The 13,763-nt window shown below is 64.9% G+C and carries 14 protein-coding genes; 2 read left to right on the top strand and 12 right to left on the bottom strand.

Features of this window, described 5'->3' with window-relative positions; all coding sequences use genetic code 11:
- Window positions 1-11 precede the first annotated feature (11 nt).
- The 4 genes from ACJ8AT_RS27360 to ACJ8AT_RS27345 form a co-directional block, all read right to left on the bottom strand.
- Window positions 12-1,301, bottom strand: a complete 1,290-nt coding sequence (locus ACJ8AT_RS27360; protein WP_407740822.1) for a choice-of-anchor X domain-containing protein — start codon at window positions 1,299-1,301, stop codon at window positions 12-14.
- 9 nt (window positions 1,302-1,310) lie between these two features.
- Complete coding sequence (locus ACJ8AT_RS27355; RefSeq protein WP_407740821.1) at window positions 1,311-2,195, bottom strand: hypothetical protein; 885 nt, start codon at window positions 2,193-2,195, stop codon at window positions 1,311-1,313.
- Window positions 2,196-2,642: 447 nt separating this feature from the next.
- Window positions 2,643-2,942, bottom strand: coding sequence for a hypothetical protein (locus ACJ8AT_RS27350; protein ID WP_407740820.1), 300 nt, complete (start codon window positions 2,940-2,942; stop codon window positions 2,643-2,645).
- Window positions 2,943-3,125: 183 nt separating this feature from the next.
- Window positions 3,126-3,416, bottom strand: a complete 291-nt coding sequence (locus ACJ8AT_RS27345; protein ID WP_407740819.1) for a helix-turn-helix domain-containing protein — start codon at window positions 3,414-3,416, stop codon at window positions 3,126-3,128.
- 85 nt (window positions 3,417-3,501) lie between these two features.
- On the opposite strand from ACJ8AT_RS27345, the gene ACJ8AT_RS27340 reads away from it, so the two are divergent.
- Entirely contained in the window at window positions 3,502-4,026 is a 525-nt protein-coding gene (locus tag ACJ8AT_RS27340; RefSeq protein ID WP_407740818.1) for an OB-fold protein, read from the top strand.
- Window positions 4,027-4,989: 963 nt separating this feature from the next.
- Window positions 4,990-6,237 carry a transposase gene (locus ACJ8AT_RS27335; protein WP_407740817.1) on the top strand — a complete coding sequence of 416 codons (1,248 nt, stop codon included), beginning with the start codon at window positions 4,990-4,992 and terminating at the stop codon, window positions 6,235-6,237.
- Between the two features lie 21 nt (window positions 6,238-6,258).
- On the opposite strand, the gene ACJ8AT_RS27330 is transcribed toward ACJ8AT_RS27335, so the two are convergent.
- The 8 genes from ACJ8AT_RS27330 to ACJ8AT_RS27295 form a co-directional block, all read right to left on the bottom strand.
- On the bottom strand, window positions 6,259-7,401 hold the full coding sequence (locus tag ACJ8AT_RS27330; RefSeq protein WP_407740816.1) for an ImmA/IrrE family metallo-endopeptidase: 1,143 nt from the start codon (window positions 7,399-7,401) through the stop codon (window positions 6,259-6,261).
- Window positions 7,382-8,059 (bottom strand): hypothetical protein, encoded by a 678-nt coding sequence (locus ACJ8AT_RS27325; RefSeq protein ID WP_407740815.1) that lies wholly within the window; start codon window positions 8,057-8,059, stop codon window positions 7,382-7,384. Before ACJ8AT_RS27325 ends, ACJ8AT_RS27330 begins: the two co-directional genes overlap by 20 nt.
- Before the next feature lie 300 nt (window positions 8,060-8,359).
- Window positions 8,360-10,159: a serine/threonine protein kinase gene (locus tag ACJ8AT_RS27320; RefSeq protein WP_407740814.1), complete on the bottom strand. Its 1,800-nt coding sequence runs from the start codon at window positions 10,157-10,159 to the stop codon at window positions 8,360-8,362.
- Window positions 10,160-10,168: 9 nt separating this feature from the next.
- A complete protein-coding gene (locus ACJ8AT_RS27315; RefSeq protein ID WP_407740813.1) occupies window positions 10,169-11,041 on the bottom strand; it encodes a DUF2381 family protein in 873 nt (290 codons plus the stop codon).
- Between the two features lie 351 nt (window positions 11,042-11,392).
- On the bottom strand, window positions 11,393-11,542 hold the full coding sequence (locus ACJ8AT_RS27310) for a hypothetical protein (protein ID WP_407740812.1): 150 nt from the start codon (window positions 11,540-11,542) through the stop codon (window positions 11,393-11,395).
- A gap of 72 nt (window positions 11,543-11,614) precedes the next feature.
- Window positions 11,615-12,178 carry an imm11 family protein gene (locus ACJ8AT_RS27305; RefSeq protein ID WP_407740811.1) on the bottom strand — a complete coding sequence of 188 codons (564 nt, stop codon included), beginning with the start codon at window positions 12,176-12,178 and terminating at the stop codon, window positions 11,615-11,617.
- Between the two features lie 18 nt (window positions 12,179-12,196).
- Window positions 12,197-13,249: an AHH domain-containing protein gene (locus ACJ8AT_RS27300; protein WP_407740810.1), complete on the bottom strand. Its 1,053-nt coding sequence runs from the start codon at window positions 13,247-13,249 to the stop codon at window positions 12,197-12,199.
- Window positions 13,250-13,321: 72 nt separating this feature from the next.
- On the bottom strand, window positions 13,322-13,763 hold a 442-nt coding region (locus ACJ8AT_RS27295), incomplete at its 5' end, for an aminotransferase class I/II-fold pyridoxal phosphate-dependent enzyme (RefSeq protein ID WP_407740809.1).

Genomic DNA, 13,763 nt, shown 5'->3' with positions numbered 1-13,763 from the left:
GCCAGGGCGCCTCAGGGAGCGACCGGCTTCCCATTGCCCGCGAGGCCGTCCAGCTGCTGCTGGATCTCCTTCACATCCTCGGTGAAGCGGTTGATGTAGCGGGAGCGCTCCTCGCTCTGCCACTCCTCCGAGGAGAAGACGTTGGTAGGGTACTCGCGCGTGGTGTGCACGTAACCCTGGAGCGTGACCAGCAACTCGCGATCCGGATCCCCACCCTCCTTGAGCAGGAAGCCCTCCACGTCCCGCAGCTTCAGCGGGAAGGTGGGCGCCTCGTCGAGGATGAGCTTGCCGAACACGATGAACTCCACCTCCTGCACGCCCTCGGGGAGCTCCTCGTTGAACGAGACGTAGGCGAAGGGAACTCCCGCCTCATCGTCCACACGCCCCGCCACCACGTAGCGCCCCGCCTTGCGCACCTGGAGCCCCAGGTACAGATGCAACGAGCCATGCACCACCGCCTCGCGCACCTTGCCGGTGAAGCGGGCCGGTGGCGACGGTGTGTAGAGGATGTCGAAGAAGGAGCTGCCCTCGGAGCTGCCCGAGCGCACCTGCACCGAGACTCGCAACGTGCCGGCGAACAGCGGGAAGCCCTGCTTGGAGGGCTGGAAGCTCGCCGTCATCGTGCCATCCCGCGCCACCGCATCGCCCTGCGTGCCGTCATCCACGAAGGCCAGCGCCACCGGCGCCAGAGGCGCCTGGCCTCCGAGCATGTGCTCAGCCTCGTGCGCCGTGGCGCTCGTCACCTGGCACGGCAACGGCTCGTGGGAGATGTTCTCGCAGCCCACGAAGAAGTGCACCACCTCGTCCCCGGCGACGAACACCTTGTCCTGCTTCAGCCGCAGCTGCACATCCGAGCTGTCCTTCTTCAGCGGCCGCGTGCGCTCGGGCGTGGCGAGCTGCTCCTGATCCGGGTGCTCGCGGATGGGACGGGACTCGGGCGGATAGCGCGTGCCCGCGATGTACGTGTCGAGCGAGAACTTCGCCCGCTCGAGCCGCTTCTCCAGGACCGCACGCCGCGCCTCGCGCTCCTCTTCCTCGCGAGGGCGGGGCGGCGGGGCCACTGGCGCAGGCCCCTTGCCGGGCGCGGACGAGGCGGAGGCCACCGTCCCTCGCGCTCCTGCCGCACCCGGGGATTGCGAGGGGGCCGGAGCGGACGAGGCTCCTGCCGCCTCGTCCACCTGGGGCTCACCCGCCCCCCAGCTCCACCACACCCCTCCGAGCACGAGTGGCACCAGCACCAGCAGCCAGAGCGCTCGGCGAGACCGGGAGGAGGAACGAGGAGCGGGGGGGTTCACAGCCATGGGAGTGAATCAGAGGGCGTACGTCGTGACGTCCACGCGCACGGGGCCGACAATACCGGCCCAGCTACCGTTGGCGTAGTGGTTGTAGGCCTCGCCGTCATCGCGCAGCTGAGTCGTGTGGAAGCTCCACTTGGCGCGGCCATCGCTGCACGCGGCAGTGCCGGTGTTGAGCGTGCCGCCGCAGAACCAGTCATTCGGGTTGCAATACGAGCCGCCGGAGCTGCCCGAGACGCCGCCGGAGGAGTGGTAGGCCACCGCCTCGTCGTCCTGGCCCGGGAGGATGCCGGAGTACGCCGTGCCCTTGGCGCCAGCGAAGTGGTAGAACCACAGCGAGCGCGTGGTGTTGTGGTTGTACATGGCGCGCGCCGTGGTGGTGACCAGATCGCTCACCAGGGGCTCGCTGGTGGCCCAGTCACCATCGTCCGCGAGCTCGCTGCCGCCGCCCGCGCCGGAGGCCACGTCGATCCACTTGATGTTCCAGCCCGTCTGCGTGGTGCCGTCCGTGTTGCCGCACACGCCGCTGGAGTTGGGGGTGGCGTTCTTCTTGTAGCGAGCGGTGCCGCCATAGAGCGACAGCGCGTAGCCGATCTGCAAGTCACCGGCGCTGTGCGCGGCGATGTAGCACCAGTTGGTTCCAGTGCAGAAGCAGTCCAGGGCGTCGCGGATGCGGCCGTTCTCGGTGCCGATCTTCTGCGTGCCGTTCCAGTTGACGGCCTTCTTGTTCACGCCCGCGGCGGTGGAGCTGGGGCCCCAGTAGCTGAAGTCGGCGTAGTTGCCAGCCTGGGTGGAGCCTCCATTGCGACCGTGAATCCACAGCGTGTAGTTGGTGGCGGATGCTTCCGGTGCCACCAGGACCGTGACAGCGACAAGGACTGCGCTGAGCAGCGTCTTCATATTGATTGAGCGCCTCCGGCTCGGGGGTTTGCGAGAGACAGACTCCTGCCTGGACGCGACCCAGGCGACGGAGCGGGCGCACTCTACGGCCCCAACTCCTGAAAAGGCGAGACTCAAGAAGACCGGGCTTGTCGAGAAACCGACGCAGCGCATCATGAACTCGGGCCGACTTCGACCTTACCCATTTTTTGGGAGCGTTCTGGCGGACCGACGACGAGCTGAAACGGGCCAGCCATGGCAGCCAAGGAACTGCGGTTTTGGCGCTTGGGAGGTAACCAGACGAGGGCTGTACTTGGCCGCCTCCTCCAGTCCTCAGCCTCCGCTGCCCAGAGGATTTTCCCTGTGCAGGGTGTTGCGCGGGAGCGGCTCACCGCCCCCTGCTGGCGAGCTCGCAGCCCTGACCTGCGACCGCGAGCTCACGGCTTCTGCTGGGCTGACTCCAGTCCGCTACTGCGGCGCCTTACCTTCCTTCATCTGCCTGCGTTTATCGAACTCGGCGTAGAACTGTAGCTCCCACAGGGATGCACCCGTCCAGTGGTCAGGCTTGGCGTGGCCGTGCATGAGGTAGCCCTCGAAATTGGCGTACCAGTCACGAGCCAGCCCGCCGCGGAGACGACCCGCTGTGGCGAAGGCCAACGCAGCCATGGTGGTATCGACCTTGGCGATGCCGCTCTTGAACCGCTCCATCGCCCTGTTGAACCGCTCTCCTCGTTTTGAAGACATGAAGTGCTCCTTGGGGCGCTCCATTGCGCCTCCGAGGACGGAGAAGGGGCGGTGCTCCGCAGGCCACGTCCACTCATGTCCATTGCTTCTTATTCGACTCATAAGAATCATTCTCAATAGTGAGATTCCAAAGCAAATTCGGGCTGTTACCCGCTTTCGTGCCCTTGCTTGGGAGGGGTCCCACTCCGGAAGGAAGGGCCCTTCGCCCTACCGCCCCTTGTTGAGGGGCTTGAGGAGCTGGGCCGCATCCACCTCGAGGCCCTCGCAGAGCCGGACCAGGGTGGTGAGGGTGAGGTTCACCTCGGAGCCCTCCACGCGCTGGAGCAGGCGCGTCGTCATGCCGCAGCGGTGGGCGGCCTCTTCCTGAGTCCACCCCTTCTCGCTGCGCAGGCGCCGCACGGCCTCCGCCAACCGGGCCTGGAGCTCTCGGTAGGCAGCGCTCGTGTACTGCTCAGCCCGCTCGGGCCGGCGTCTTCTCTCGGCCTTGGGCCGCGGCATCTTGCGGCTGACCGTAGAAACGCCTACAACCGGTGCCCACGTCGCTAGAGACGTGTCCTATAAGACGTGCAGGAGGAGGGCGCGCATGGCGCTGGTGAAGTGCAGGCGGTGCGGAACCAACATGCTGAAGGGCGCGGCCACCTGCCCCGGGTGCGGAGCGCCAGCAACCCGCGGCATGTCCTCGAAGAAGGTGCTCCTCGTCCTCGGAGGCCTGGGCCTGTGCGTGGTCGGCACGTGCCTCCTCGGGGTTGTGGGGATGGCCCTGAAGGGCGGGCGCAGCCAGGCCAACTCCGGCCCCGTCGAGTACATGATGCTCAACTCGCTCTTGTCCGAGTACCGGGACAACGAGCTGCGCGCGGACTCGAAGTTCAAGGGCCACATCGTCGAGGTGACGGGCTACGTCCAGGACGTGAAGAAGGATCTCCTCAACCTGCCCTACGTCACCATCGGCTCAGGCCCAGCGCTCGAGATTCCCAAGGTGCAGTGCTTCCTCACCAGCGAGCACGCGCAGAAGGCCACCGGCCTCTCCAAGGGCATGCTGGCCACTGTCCGTGGCCGCGTGGATGGGCTGATGGGGAACGTTCTCGTTAGGGACTGCGAGCTCCACTAGCCCCCTCATCGAAGCTCGCTGGGCCGGATCGGTTGAAGCGGCGGATCAGCCGAATCTGCCTCCACGTGGCCGCGTGAATGAGAGCAGGACAGGAGGCTCCCCGGGACGGGGCGGTGCAAAAGGGGATGAAGGTGGAGGGGCGATCCGAGTGGGCTCCCGAAAGATGTAGTTGCGGGTCGGTGGAGGAGCGTCGCCGTCACGCGAGGGAGTAACGGGCCGGTGAGACGCGGGCTGGTTCTGCAGAATGCCCAGAGAGTTGATGATCATGGCCAAGCATGGTGCCGCATCCGCCCCCTGTTGCGTATGTAGCTCACATGTAGCAGCGGGGTTCGGCAGCGGAGTGCTTGAGGCCCAGCCTCGCGTTCTGTAGCTGCATGTAGCGATTTCTTGGTGGATCGCGAACTGATCCGAGAAGTTCGCTCCTGCTTTGATGATCACCCGCGCCGTCGTGGCACCCGTCATCGCTCGTGCTTCGGCCCCGCACCGGAGCGTCCAGAGTCTCCGCATTGCCCTCTGGAGTGCAGTTGCCCAAGGTGAACGGACGCGCAGTGTCATCAACACGGCTCACGCACTACGCGTTGATCAGTTCCCGGCATTGACGCAGGGACTTCCGTATCCATGTTCCGCCGAGCCCAACCCGTGGAGTTGGCAGGTTGGGCGTGCGCGGCCACGTGCTGGATTCAACCCATGAAGTTGGGTGGTGGCCGTCTCGGTGGGAACCAGTCCCGCTGAGTTGCAGGGCACGAACAAGGAGGTCAACCAGGAGAAACGAGCCACGAGGACGCAGGGCAAGAAAAAGGGCCCGCCGCGCTAACGGCTGGGCCCTCATTCCGGGAGGCGAGCTGCGCTAACAGCGAGCCCCCCTTCACTGCTGGAACGGGCCTTGGGGGCCAGCTCCTGTCCATGGTGGGACGAGGGGCAAGGTAGGCACCTCCAGGCGGCGTGTCCAGCGCCGGGAGAGGTGTGCCTCGGGAGAAGTCCATACCTGAGCGTTTCCACGACTTCGTGGAGCGGGTGGGCGCGCGGCTACACAAGCCGAACCGGCGCTTCCTGCGTGAGGCCGTCTTCGGACTGCTCGAGCGGCGCAGCGTGCTGCTCTCCGAGATCGGCCGCGCGCTGGAGGAGCCGCGCCGCCTCATCCACACGGAGAAGCGGCTCTCCCGGGGCCTGTCCAGCCCCCGGTACGACGACGCTGCGGTGGAGCAGGACTACCTGCAGATGGTGGCCCACATCCTCCGGGATGAGCGCTACCCGCGGCCCACCATCGCCGTGGACCTAACGGACATCACCAAGCCCCGAGCCCGGAAGATGCCCTACCTGGCCACGGTGTGGGACGGCTCCGAGGGCGACATTGGCACCGGATACAGCATCGTCTCTGTGGAGGCCGTCGGCGTGCGCGGGCGGCGTTTGCCGCTGCTCTCCCGGCTCTTCTCGCCAGAGGACCCGGACTTCACGAGCCAGAACGCCTCCATCTTCGACGCCGTCGCTGCCGCCTACCGCCACGTTCCCAAGGACGCCTTCTGGGTCTTCGACTCGGGCTTCGACGGCTACAACTTCTTCAAGCGCTTCGAAGCGATGGGCATGAACTACGCGGTGCGGCTCAAGCTCGGCGACAAGAGCAGGTTCCTCTACACGCCCGAAGGCGACATGAAGGTCAGCAAGGTGGTGGAAGCGCTGCCACTGCCCTACAAGCACCGTCCGAAGCGTAAGAGCGGCCCGTTCACAGGGAACCGAGAGGTGGTCCAGGTCGGGTTCCTGCGGAATGTACGGCTGCCTGTCTACACGGCCAGAGGTCGCCGCAGCGCCAGTGAGATCGGCGACGCTTGGTACTCCCTGGTCGTCGCCCAGGGCGCCTCTAAGGAGCCCCTCGTCATCCTCACCACGCGCAGGGTGATGACCAGCGAGGACGCCGGCCAGGTGGTGGACACGTACCTCAACCGATGGGGCGTGGAGGAGGCCAACCGCTTCACGAAGCAAGGATTCGACTTGGAGAACGTCCGCGCCCTCAAGTGGACGGGCCTGAAGCGGATGGTGCAGCTCGTCCACCTCGCCTACGGGTTCCTCGCCACGCTCGTTCATGGGCCGAGGAAGCAGGTGGAGTACTTGGCGGCCTCCTTCAAGGCCTTTGGGCCAGTCCCCACGTACCTCTACTACCGCCTCTTAGAGGGCATCGGGCGCCTACTACGGGTACCAATGGATGGAGGGCCGTAGGCGACGCCAGAGGGCCAGCAGCTATGCGGTCTGTCTCAGGAGCGGAATCACTTTCGCCTCCTGCTCGGGCTGCGGAGATAGCGGCTTAGGAGATACGCCCAACACCCGTTCGAACGTTTCAGCGGACCACCCGAGCGCTCTTGCTACATCGAGAGGAGTCGCTCCAGTGCTCTGCTCAATCACATCTAGAGCTAAGGGGACGATCTCGGGAGGCTCGTCGGCGGGCTCATCCGGCTCGCCAAGCCTCCAACCACGGTACGAGTAGTGCTTCCAGGCACGCCGGTACTCGGCGGCGTCAATACGGCCTAGCTCAAAGGCTCGGCGCACGATGGACGCAGCACTCGCCTTCCACCGCCGCTTCATGGCGAATACCGTGTCCCAACTCAGGCGTGCTTGCTGGGGGAATTCGCGCAGGAACCCAACACGAGGCAGCAGAAGAGAACTTGCGAAGAAGTCGGCCTCCTCTTCCAGCGTCGGATTGTCGGGCCGTAGCCCTCGATGCAGGAGCAGATGGCCGAGTTCATGGGCCATGTCCCAGCGGGTGCGCGACGTGCTGTCCTTGTCAGTGTTGAGCACGACGACCGGACGTGAGCCCACACGCGAGAAAGCATCAACGGTCATTGCGCTGCTCGACTCCGTTGATGCTGCAAAGCGTGTGACGACCGCGCCCATGTTCTCCAGCACGCGACACATGCTGGTGATGGGACGGTCGAGCCCGAGGCCGCGAGAGCGCCGCAAGTCCTCTGCAGCTCGCTCTATGCCTTCCCGGCCCTGCTGCGGCTTGTCCGCCATATCCGGGAGATAGATGCGGGGGAGACGAGCCCATCTATCGGCGAAGCGGACGAACATCCCAAAAAGCGTGCCGTAGGCGAGGACGCGCGTCTTCAGCGTTGCGGACATCCCCTTGCCGCGGAATTGGCACTCGTCCTCGCGGAACTCCTCCTTGACCGGCTTGAAGAAAAACGAGGGCGCAAAGCCGAGTATGTGCGACAGCGCGGCAACGAGCTCCTTGCTGGGCTGTCGAATCTCGGCTTCTAGGTGGTGGATCGTGGAGTGAGTAACCGAGGCGCGCTGGGCCAGATCCACCTGCGTAAGGTCGTTGAAGTTGCGCGCGAGACGAAGTTTGTTTCCGACGAAGGTAGGCTCATCTGTCGTCGTCGTCATTGTCGTGCGGGCTACCTAGCCCGTCCTCAAGATCGCCTTGAGCTCCTTCGGAGCCAGTCTCCTCTCGAGGAGGAGGCACTGCTCCAACCAGAGGGGACGACAATGGTACGCCCTCGGGGAGGTTGGGTTCCACCGTAGAAATCAGCGTGGGAGCGTCGCGGAGGTCGATGGGATAGTGGTACCGATTGTCCCCATTAGGAGCCACCTGCACCATGGTGGTGCTGTAAGCCGTCCCATCCAGTTCCGTTAGCACCGCAATTCGCCAAGCCCAGAGCTCTTCAGGGATGTTGTCCCTAGGAGGCCTTCGAGACTCGACTTCTGCGTTGCTGAAGAGCTCGAGGTTGCCCTTCCCCTTGCGAACGAGTTCGAGGTTGTGCTCCTCAAGCTCCTTGTTGACGCAGTCGATACTCGCTTTTTCCGCAGGGGAAATCTTCTGGGCAGACCGTGAGGGCTCCTCCGCATCTCCAGTGTAGATGCGGACGGAAATTCCGCCTACGCCCAGGGTGAACTGCAAGCTGGGGTCGATGATCGTAAGCCAGGGATGGCGCCCACTCTTCTGCATGCTTTCGAACTTCATTGCGAGAGCAGAATGGACGGCAGTCCCGCGCACCCACGATTCCCACTTGAACTTTGCGGCAATCGGCTTGAGGTCCCCCACGATCTCACTCCGGACGTCTTTGATGGTGCGGGCGATGAGTCGGAGGCGTTCCGGAAGTAACGGAGGATGGACCTCCCATGGGCGCTTACTCATGGGATCGCATGCTTAGCCGCATGCTAGAAAAGATCCACCAAAATCCTACTACGTCTAGCAGATTGTACCGATCTTCAGACCTTGTACCGATGGCGTATGCCTCTGAAAGAACGAGGCATTTTGTTGCGCATGCCGCAGGGATCGCCGAGATCGAAATCAAGCAATTCTACATCTTCCAGCAACCACCGCGCGTGGTCATATGTGCGCCTATGGCCAGCGGCGCACAGCCAGAGCACTCCACTCTCGTGGCAGTCGGGCCGCCCCGGGCATCGAACCCGGATTCTTGATGGTGAGTCCCGTCAAGTCCCCCAACACGAAGCAGACGGGAACGCGGCGTCCATCCGGCAGGAGGGCCTCGGTGTAGCGGCCCAGGACTGCCTCCTGCCCCTCCTTGGTGAGGCCCTCCGTCCAGAGCTGCCCGTACAGGAGGGTGCCGTCGGGCAAGGGGCCAGTCCACGAGTACTTCACCACCTTGCTGACGATGGGCCCTGGGCAGTAGGTGCCCTCCTGCTGCTGCTTGCCGGGTTGGTTGATGTCGATGACCACGCTGTAGGCGCCCTGGTTGAGGAGGTTCATCTCCTCCATGTTCCGGACAGCATCCTGGGGGCAGTCCTCCGGCAGTGGCCGCACCTGAGCCGCAGTGCATCCGACGCTGAAGGTGGCGCACAACCAGGCGGCGGTGGCCCTCACGGGCCGGGAGTTACGGAGGGTGGACACGAGCGAACTTCCTTTCTCGGATGCAACGGGGGAAGGCGGGACGGGAGTACGCCACACCTGCCAGGCGACCCAGAGGATCAGGAGCAGCAGGAGCGAACCCGCCCCGAGGGCAATTCTCCGCCATCTCTTCTTGCGGAGGGCGTGCTTCTCATCGGCGAGCGTCAACTGCTCTTGGATCCCCTGGGTCAGCACGGAGAGTTGCTCCAGAGCTTCTTCACGAGACAGCTCTTCTGCCTCCTGCTCACGGGCCTCCTTGGCTTTGCGCTCTGCCTCTTGCTTCTGGAGTCGGCGCTCCTCCACCTCATCCTGGGTAACAGGAGCTGGTCCCTCAGAGGGGAGTTCCAGCGGCACCTTCCATGCCTGCGTGGAACGCTCCTTGTTAGCCTCCCACAGCGCTTGAAGCAGATCCTCGGCATTCTTGTAACGGTCCTCGGGTCGCTTCTCGAGCAGCCGCAGGGCGATGCGGCTGAGCGACTCGGGCACCGCCGGGTTGAGGCGGTGGGGATCTCGGGGGACTACAGTCTGAATGGCCGTGAGCAGCTCCTTGTCCGTCAGTCGTGGATCGAAGGGCCAGCCGTCTGTGAGCGCCTCGTACATGAAGACACCCAGTTGGTAGAGGTCGCCGGCTTCCGTCGCGTCGAAACGCGCGCCTTGCTTCCAGCTGCCCTCTCGCAGGAAGGCAACGCACTCGGGGGGCAACGCGTAGGGCGTCCCCGGCGCCAGCCCCACGGTGAGGGTGGAGCCGCCCGGCAGCCACGCGCTGCCGAAATCCACGAGCGTGGGCCTTCCGTCCTCCGGGACAATGACGTGCTCGCTCTTGAAGTCGCGAATGAGGATGCCGCGGCGGTGCAATTGGGCCACCACGCGCACCACGGCGATGAAGATGTCCACGAGCTGCGCGGCGGTGGGTCGAGCATGCTCCCGCCAGTCATGGAAGGACTCACCGGGCACGAAGTCGGTGACGATGTAGAGGTAGCCATTCTTGGGGTGCGGCCACCGGCCAACGGCGCGGAGGTGGGGTACACCATCGGTGTGGCCGTTGGCCAGCAGCACTGCCCCCTCGTGGCGCATGCGCCCGTCCACCTGCCCCTCCTCGAGGGCTTTCTCGGACGTGGCCTCGGAGAGTTGCGGGGCCGGACGCACCGCCATCTTCAACGTGAAGAACTCCCCTTCATGCTCCGCTTTAAAGGTGTGTCCGAAGCCGCCACTGCCCAGGGATTCGACGATGTGCCAATGGCCTACCGTGTCCCCCGGCTTGAGATGGTCGGGGTGAAACGCCTCCGTCGTCATGGGGGGCTCCTACTTCTTCAACAAGTTGATGGAGAGACGGCGCTCGCCGTCGGCATCCACGAGCAGCACGCTGAAGTCCTTGCCGACCAGCCACGGTGGCGTCTTCACCTCCACCACGACGAGCCCGTCATCACCAGGCTCGAGCTGCACCGGCCTCATCTGCGCCGAGAGCACCTTCACCGCTCCGCCGCCTGGGCCGACCACGCGCGCCTGCTCAAGCACCCATGGTTTCTCTCCCGGGGGGTTGCGCAGCCGGATGGCGACCAGCGCTGAGAGCTTGCCCAGGTAGCCGAAGGCCCGTTGGGCCTCCAGCCCCTGCCCACCGACAGCCGCAGGCTCCACCACCAAGGTGATGGGGCCACTGTCCTCGTTGAGCCACCCAGCGAGCGTGAGCCCCGCGGGGCCGTTGCCCGCATACCGGCTCTTGAGCTCCTCCAGCTCCGCCTCCTTCTGGTGGAGGGCTGCGCGGAGGGCCTCGGGAGTGTCCGCTCGACGGTCCATCTCCACCTTCCCGTCCACCACGTCCGCCTTGGAGACGACGGCGAGGACGGCCTTCGCCGGGAGGGCTCTGTCCTTGAAGCCCACCTGCATGATGAGCCGCTCGCCGGGCCCCAGGTCCGTGAAGGGCTCCAGGGCCAGGATGCGGTCGCCGACGTCCACCCACTTGAAGCGCGTGCGGTCCACCACGAGGCTCTCCCTGTCCAGCGGGCCGTTGAAGGCCACCGTGGTGAGGTTGCCCGCGGCCACGTACACCTCGGGGATGGGCTCGGCGGGCGTGGTGGGCAGCGCGGCGCGCCGATCCTGGCGCTGCCGGGCGGGGAGTTGGGGCTGGGCCTCGGCGGCGCTCGCCACCAGCAGAGGGGCGAGGAGCAGCCACTTCATGGGTAGTACCAAGGAAGAATGACCTCCGAGGTATCTACGCTAGCAGATGTGCGGCGTTGTCGCGCGTCGCTAGCGACGTGCTATCCTAGGCGAAGCAGCCGGGCAAGGAGACGGTGTCCCAGTAGCCCGGGTTCGCCGATGGCCACCCGCTCAACTTCCCTCCCAGAGCCCTTCAGCCGCGCTCGGGCCTGCGAAAAAATGGGTAAGGTCGAAGGGCCGACTTCGACCTTACCCAGAATTTGGGGCCCGTTCTGGCGGGACGGCGACGAGCTGAAACAGCCAGCCATGGCAACCATGTAATGGAGGACCTAACGCTGGGAAAGTGACCAGACGAGGGTTGTACCTAGCCGCCTACTTGTCCTTGTCGCTCTTGCCGGTGACGACCTTCACAATGCCCACGACTCTCGCCGCGTAGTGCAGAAGCGTGTGGACTGCTACCCACCAGAAAGTGGTGGTGACCTTCAGGCACACGAACCACTTCGGACGCCTCGCCTTAACCATCTTGTCGATGAGCTCGAGGGCATCACCGATCTCCTCCGTGGCAATACGCTTGGGTACCAGCGCGGACAGGCGCTAGACCTCCTCGAACTTTGTGCCCGTGGTGCCCAAGCGCTCCAAGGCGTCCTTGATCTCCTGGGAGACAATGAGTGTTCCCTCCCAGCCTGCTGGGCGGAACACCCTGGCATCACCGACCCTCGTGGGGTCGATACGCATGTTGCGCACGGACTTGTATTGGCCCACCTTGTGAGGCACCCCGTCCTCGCGGGTCCAAAGCCGGATCCGAGAGGTGCTCTCGTCGATACAGGGGATGAGGCGCGTGGCCACGAGAATAAGGTACTGATCCGGATATCCCTCGATGCGAGATGGAATGAGTTGCACGTCATGGGGCGCCAGTTCCGTGAAGAGCGATGCCACCCTGACATGAACAACGGGGATCCCCAGGTTTGTCTCGGAGAAGTCCAGCGATCGCCCCGCGTGCTCGATGGGAATCCTCAGTCCCCCCTTGATGCTAACAGGGGTCCCACTCTTGAATAACCAATCGTCCATCTCACGGCCTTGGCTGTCGATGGGATCATCCAGATGCCAGCGGCCTGGGAGATCCACCGTGTCGTAGAGCGCGAAGAAGCGTGAGGCCATGCGTGTCCTCTACTAGAGCTAGCTCCGGGTAACGAGTTGGTTGAGTTCCGTGCCTGGCGTGGCGATCTCTTGGGCCAGGTCCTCGAGCGTGCTGAGCAGTGCGCTGCGACACTGGGCGACAGTGCGACACCCCTTCGTCGCGTCGCTCAATTCTTGGAAGACCCTTCGATGGTATTCCTCGGGATGCGGCCCGTAATGTCCTTCCAGAGGCATCTTGTTCGCAGGGTCCTCCAGTGTCATTCCCGCTTTGGCGAAGATCTTCCGAAACCTGGGGGTCCACGGGCCCCCGCGCTTGGAGCCCTTGTCGTTGCAGACAGTGGCGAGGTGGTGCGTCTCAATGCAGGGGCCTTGGCCACCCATGCCCCGCGCCGCCATGGCCATTGCACTGGCGGGCATCGTGACGGTGACGCTCTCGTCCGTCAGCGCGATCTCCTCCACCGTCCCCAGGACCGCCACCAGCGCTGGTGCCACCGGATTGAGCGCCAGAATCAGGAGTATGGAGCCCAACGTCCACAAGGCCGTGCTGATCAGCGCCTGGACATTCACCATGTCTCCCAACGCCCTCTTCATCTCGTCCAGCACCGGGCTCTTGCTCAGGGCCATGGCCCACATGTAGCGGCCCTGCATGTCCAGGTAACGCCCTGCCACCAGCGCCCCTCCCAGACAGTCTCCGTGGACGCCGTGCGTTCGCTGGCACCAGAGCAGGTAACGCTCCGCCGTCTCCACATCCGCCCTCGTCAACGTGCCGTCCCAGTCGCCCGGCCCCGTGGGCACCAGCTTCTTGTCCCTCAACAGGTAGAGGTAGTTGCCGCTGAGCGGGTCTATCTGGAACATCCGCTCGGCCGTCTGGCGCGGCGTGCCCGTCCGCCGCACTTGGCGCGCCAGCTGCCTCATGGCTTGCTGGAACTCCTCCTCCTCCACCTCAACAGGCTGCACCTCCGTGGTACGCGGGATGTAGATGACGGCCCTGCCTCGCTCGGTCTCCACGCGGACACGAGGGACTCCCGCGCAGCCGACCATCACCGCCAGGAGCAAGGGATTGAGCCGCCACAGCAGCCGCCAGAGCATCATGCAGCACTCCTTCTTGCCGGAAGCGCTCACGTTAGCCGAGAGTACCGAGAGGAGAAGTACTCGCTGGGTCCCTCAGCGGAACGTCGCCTCGCAGAAGCGCTCCAGCCGCGCGAGGGCCTCCGGAAGCTGGGTGCGCCCCAGCCCCATTCGGAAGTAATTGCCCGGAAAGTCATACACATCGCCCGGCAGCAGCAACACGCCTTCGCGCTCGACGAGGGCCTGGCAGAAGTCGGCCACCGGCAGGTCTCGCAGCAGGCGCGGAAAGGCCACGCTCCCCGCGCGTGGCCGCACCCAGCGGAACGTGTCCGCGTGGCGCGCGAAGAACGCATCCAGCCGCTTCAGGTTGTCCTCCAGGATGGCCCGGCTGCGCGCCAGCACCTGCTCCCGGGCACGCAGGGCGATGAGCGCGAGCACCTCGCTCGGGGCGCTGTTGCAGATGGTGGTGTAGTCCTTGTACGCCGCGCACCGGCGCAGCAGCTCCGCGTCCCGGCTCGCCAGCCAGCCCACTCGCAGG

Origin of the sequence: Hyalangium sp., from assembly GCF_045802625.1 — a bacterium.
Classification (GTDB): Bacteria; Myxococcota; Myxococcia; order Myxococcales; family Myxococcaceae; genus Hyalangium.
The sequence above is the reverse complement of the archived record's forward strand: the minus strand, read 5'-3'. Positions and strand labels throughout refer to the sequence as shown.

Coding starts and splice junctions, on each gene's coding strand:
- ACJ8AT_RS27360 (WP_407740822.1), bottom strand. CDS start 1,301: ATGGCTGTGAACCCCCCCGCTCCTCGTTCCTCCTCCCGGTCTCGCCGA.
- ACJ8AT_RS27355 (WP_407740821.1), bottom strand. CDS start 2,195: ATGAAGACGCTGCTCAGCGCAGTCCTTGTCGCTGTCACGGTCCTGGTG.
- ACJ8AT_RS27350 (WP_407740820.1), bottom strand. CDS start 2,942: ATGGAGCGCCCCAAGGAGCACTTCATGTCTTCAAAACGAGGAGAGCGG.
- ACJ8AT_RS27345 (WP_407740819.1), bottom strand. CDS start 3,416: ATGCCGCGGCCCAAGGCCGAGAGAAGACGCCGGCCCGAGCGGGCTGAG.
- ACJ8AT_RS27340 (WP_407740818.1), top strand. CDS start 3,502: ATGGCGCTGGTGAAGTGCAGGCGGTGCGGAACCAACATGCTGAAGGGC.
- ACJ8AT_RS27330 (WP_407740816.1), bottom strand. CDS start 7,401: ATGACGACGACGACAGATGAGCCTACCTTCGTCGGAAACAAACTTCGT.
- ACJ8AT_RS27320 (WP_407740814.1), bottom strand. CDS start 10,159: ATGACGACGGAGGCGTTTCACCCCGACCATCTCAAGCCGGGGGACACG.
- ACJ8AT_RS27315 (WP_407740813.1), bottom strand. CDS start 11,041: ATGAAGTGGCTGCTCCTCGCCCCTCTGCTGGTGGCGAGCGCCGCCGAG.
- ACJ8AT_RS27310 (WP_407740812.1), bottom strand. CDS start 11,542: ATGGTTAAGGCGAGGCGTCCGAAGTGGTTCGTGTGCCTGAAGGTCACC.
- ACJ8AT_RS27305 (WP_407740811.1), bottom strand. CDS start 12,178: ATGGCCTCACGCTTCTTCGCGCTCTACGACACGGTGGATCTCCCAGGC.
- ACJ8AT_RS27300 (WP_407740810.1), bottom strand. CDS start 13,249: ATGATGCTCTGGCGGCTGCTGTGGCGGCTCAATCCCTTGCTCCTGGCG.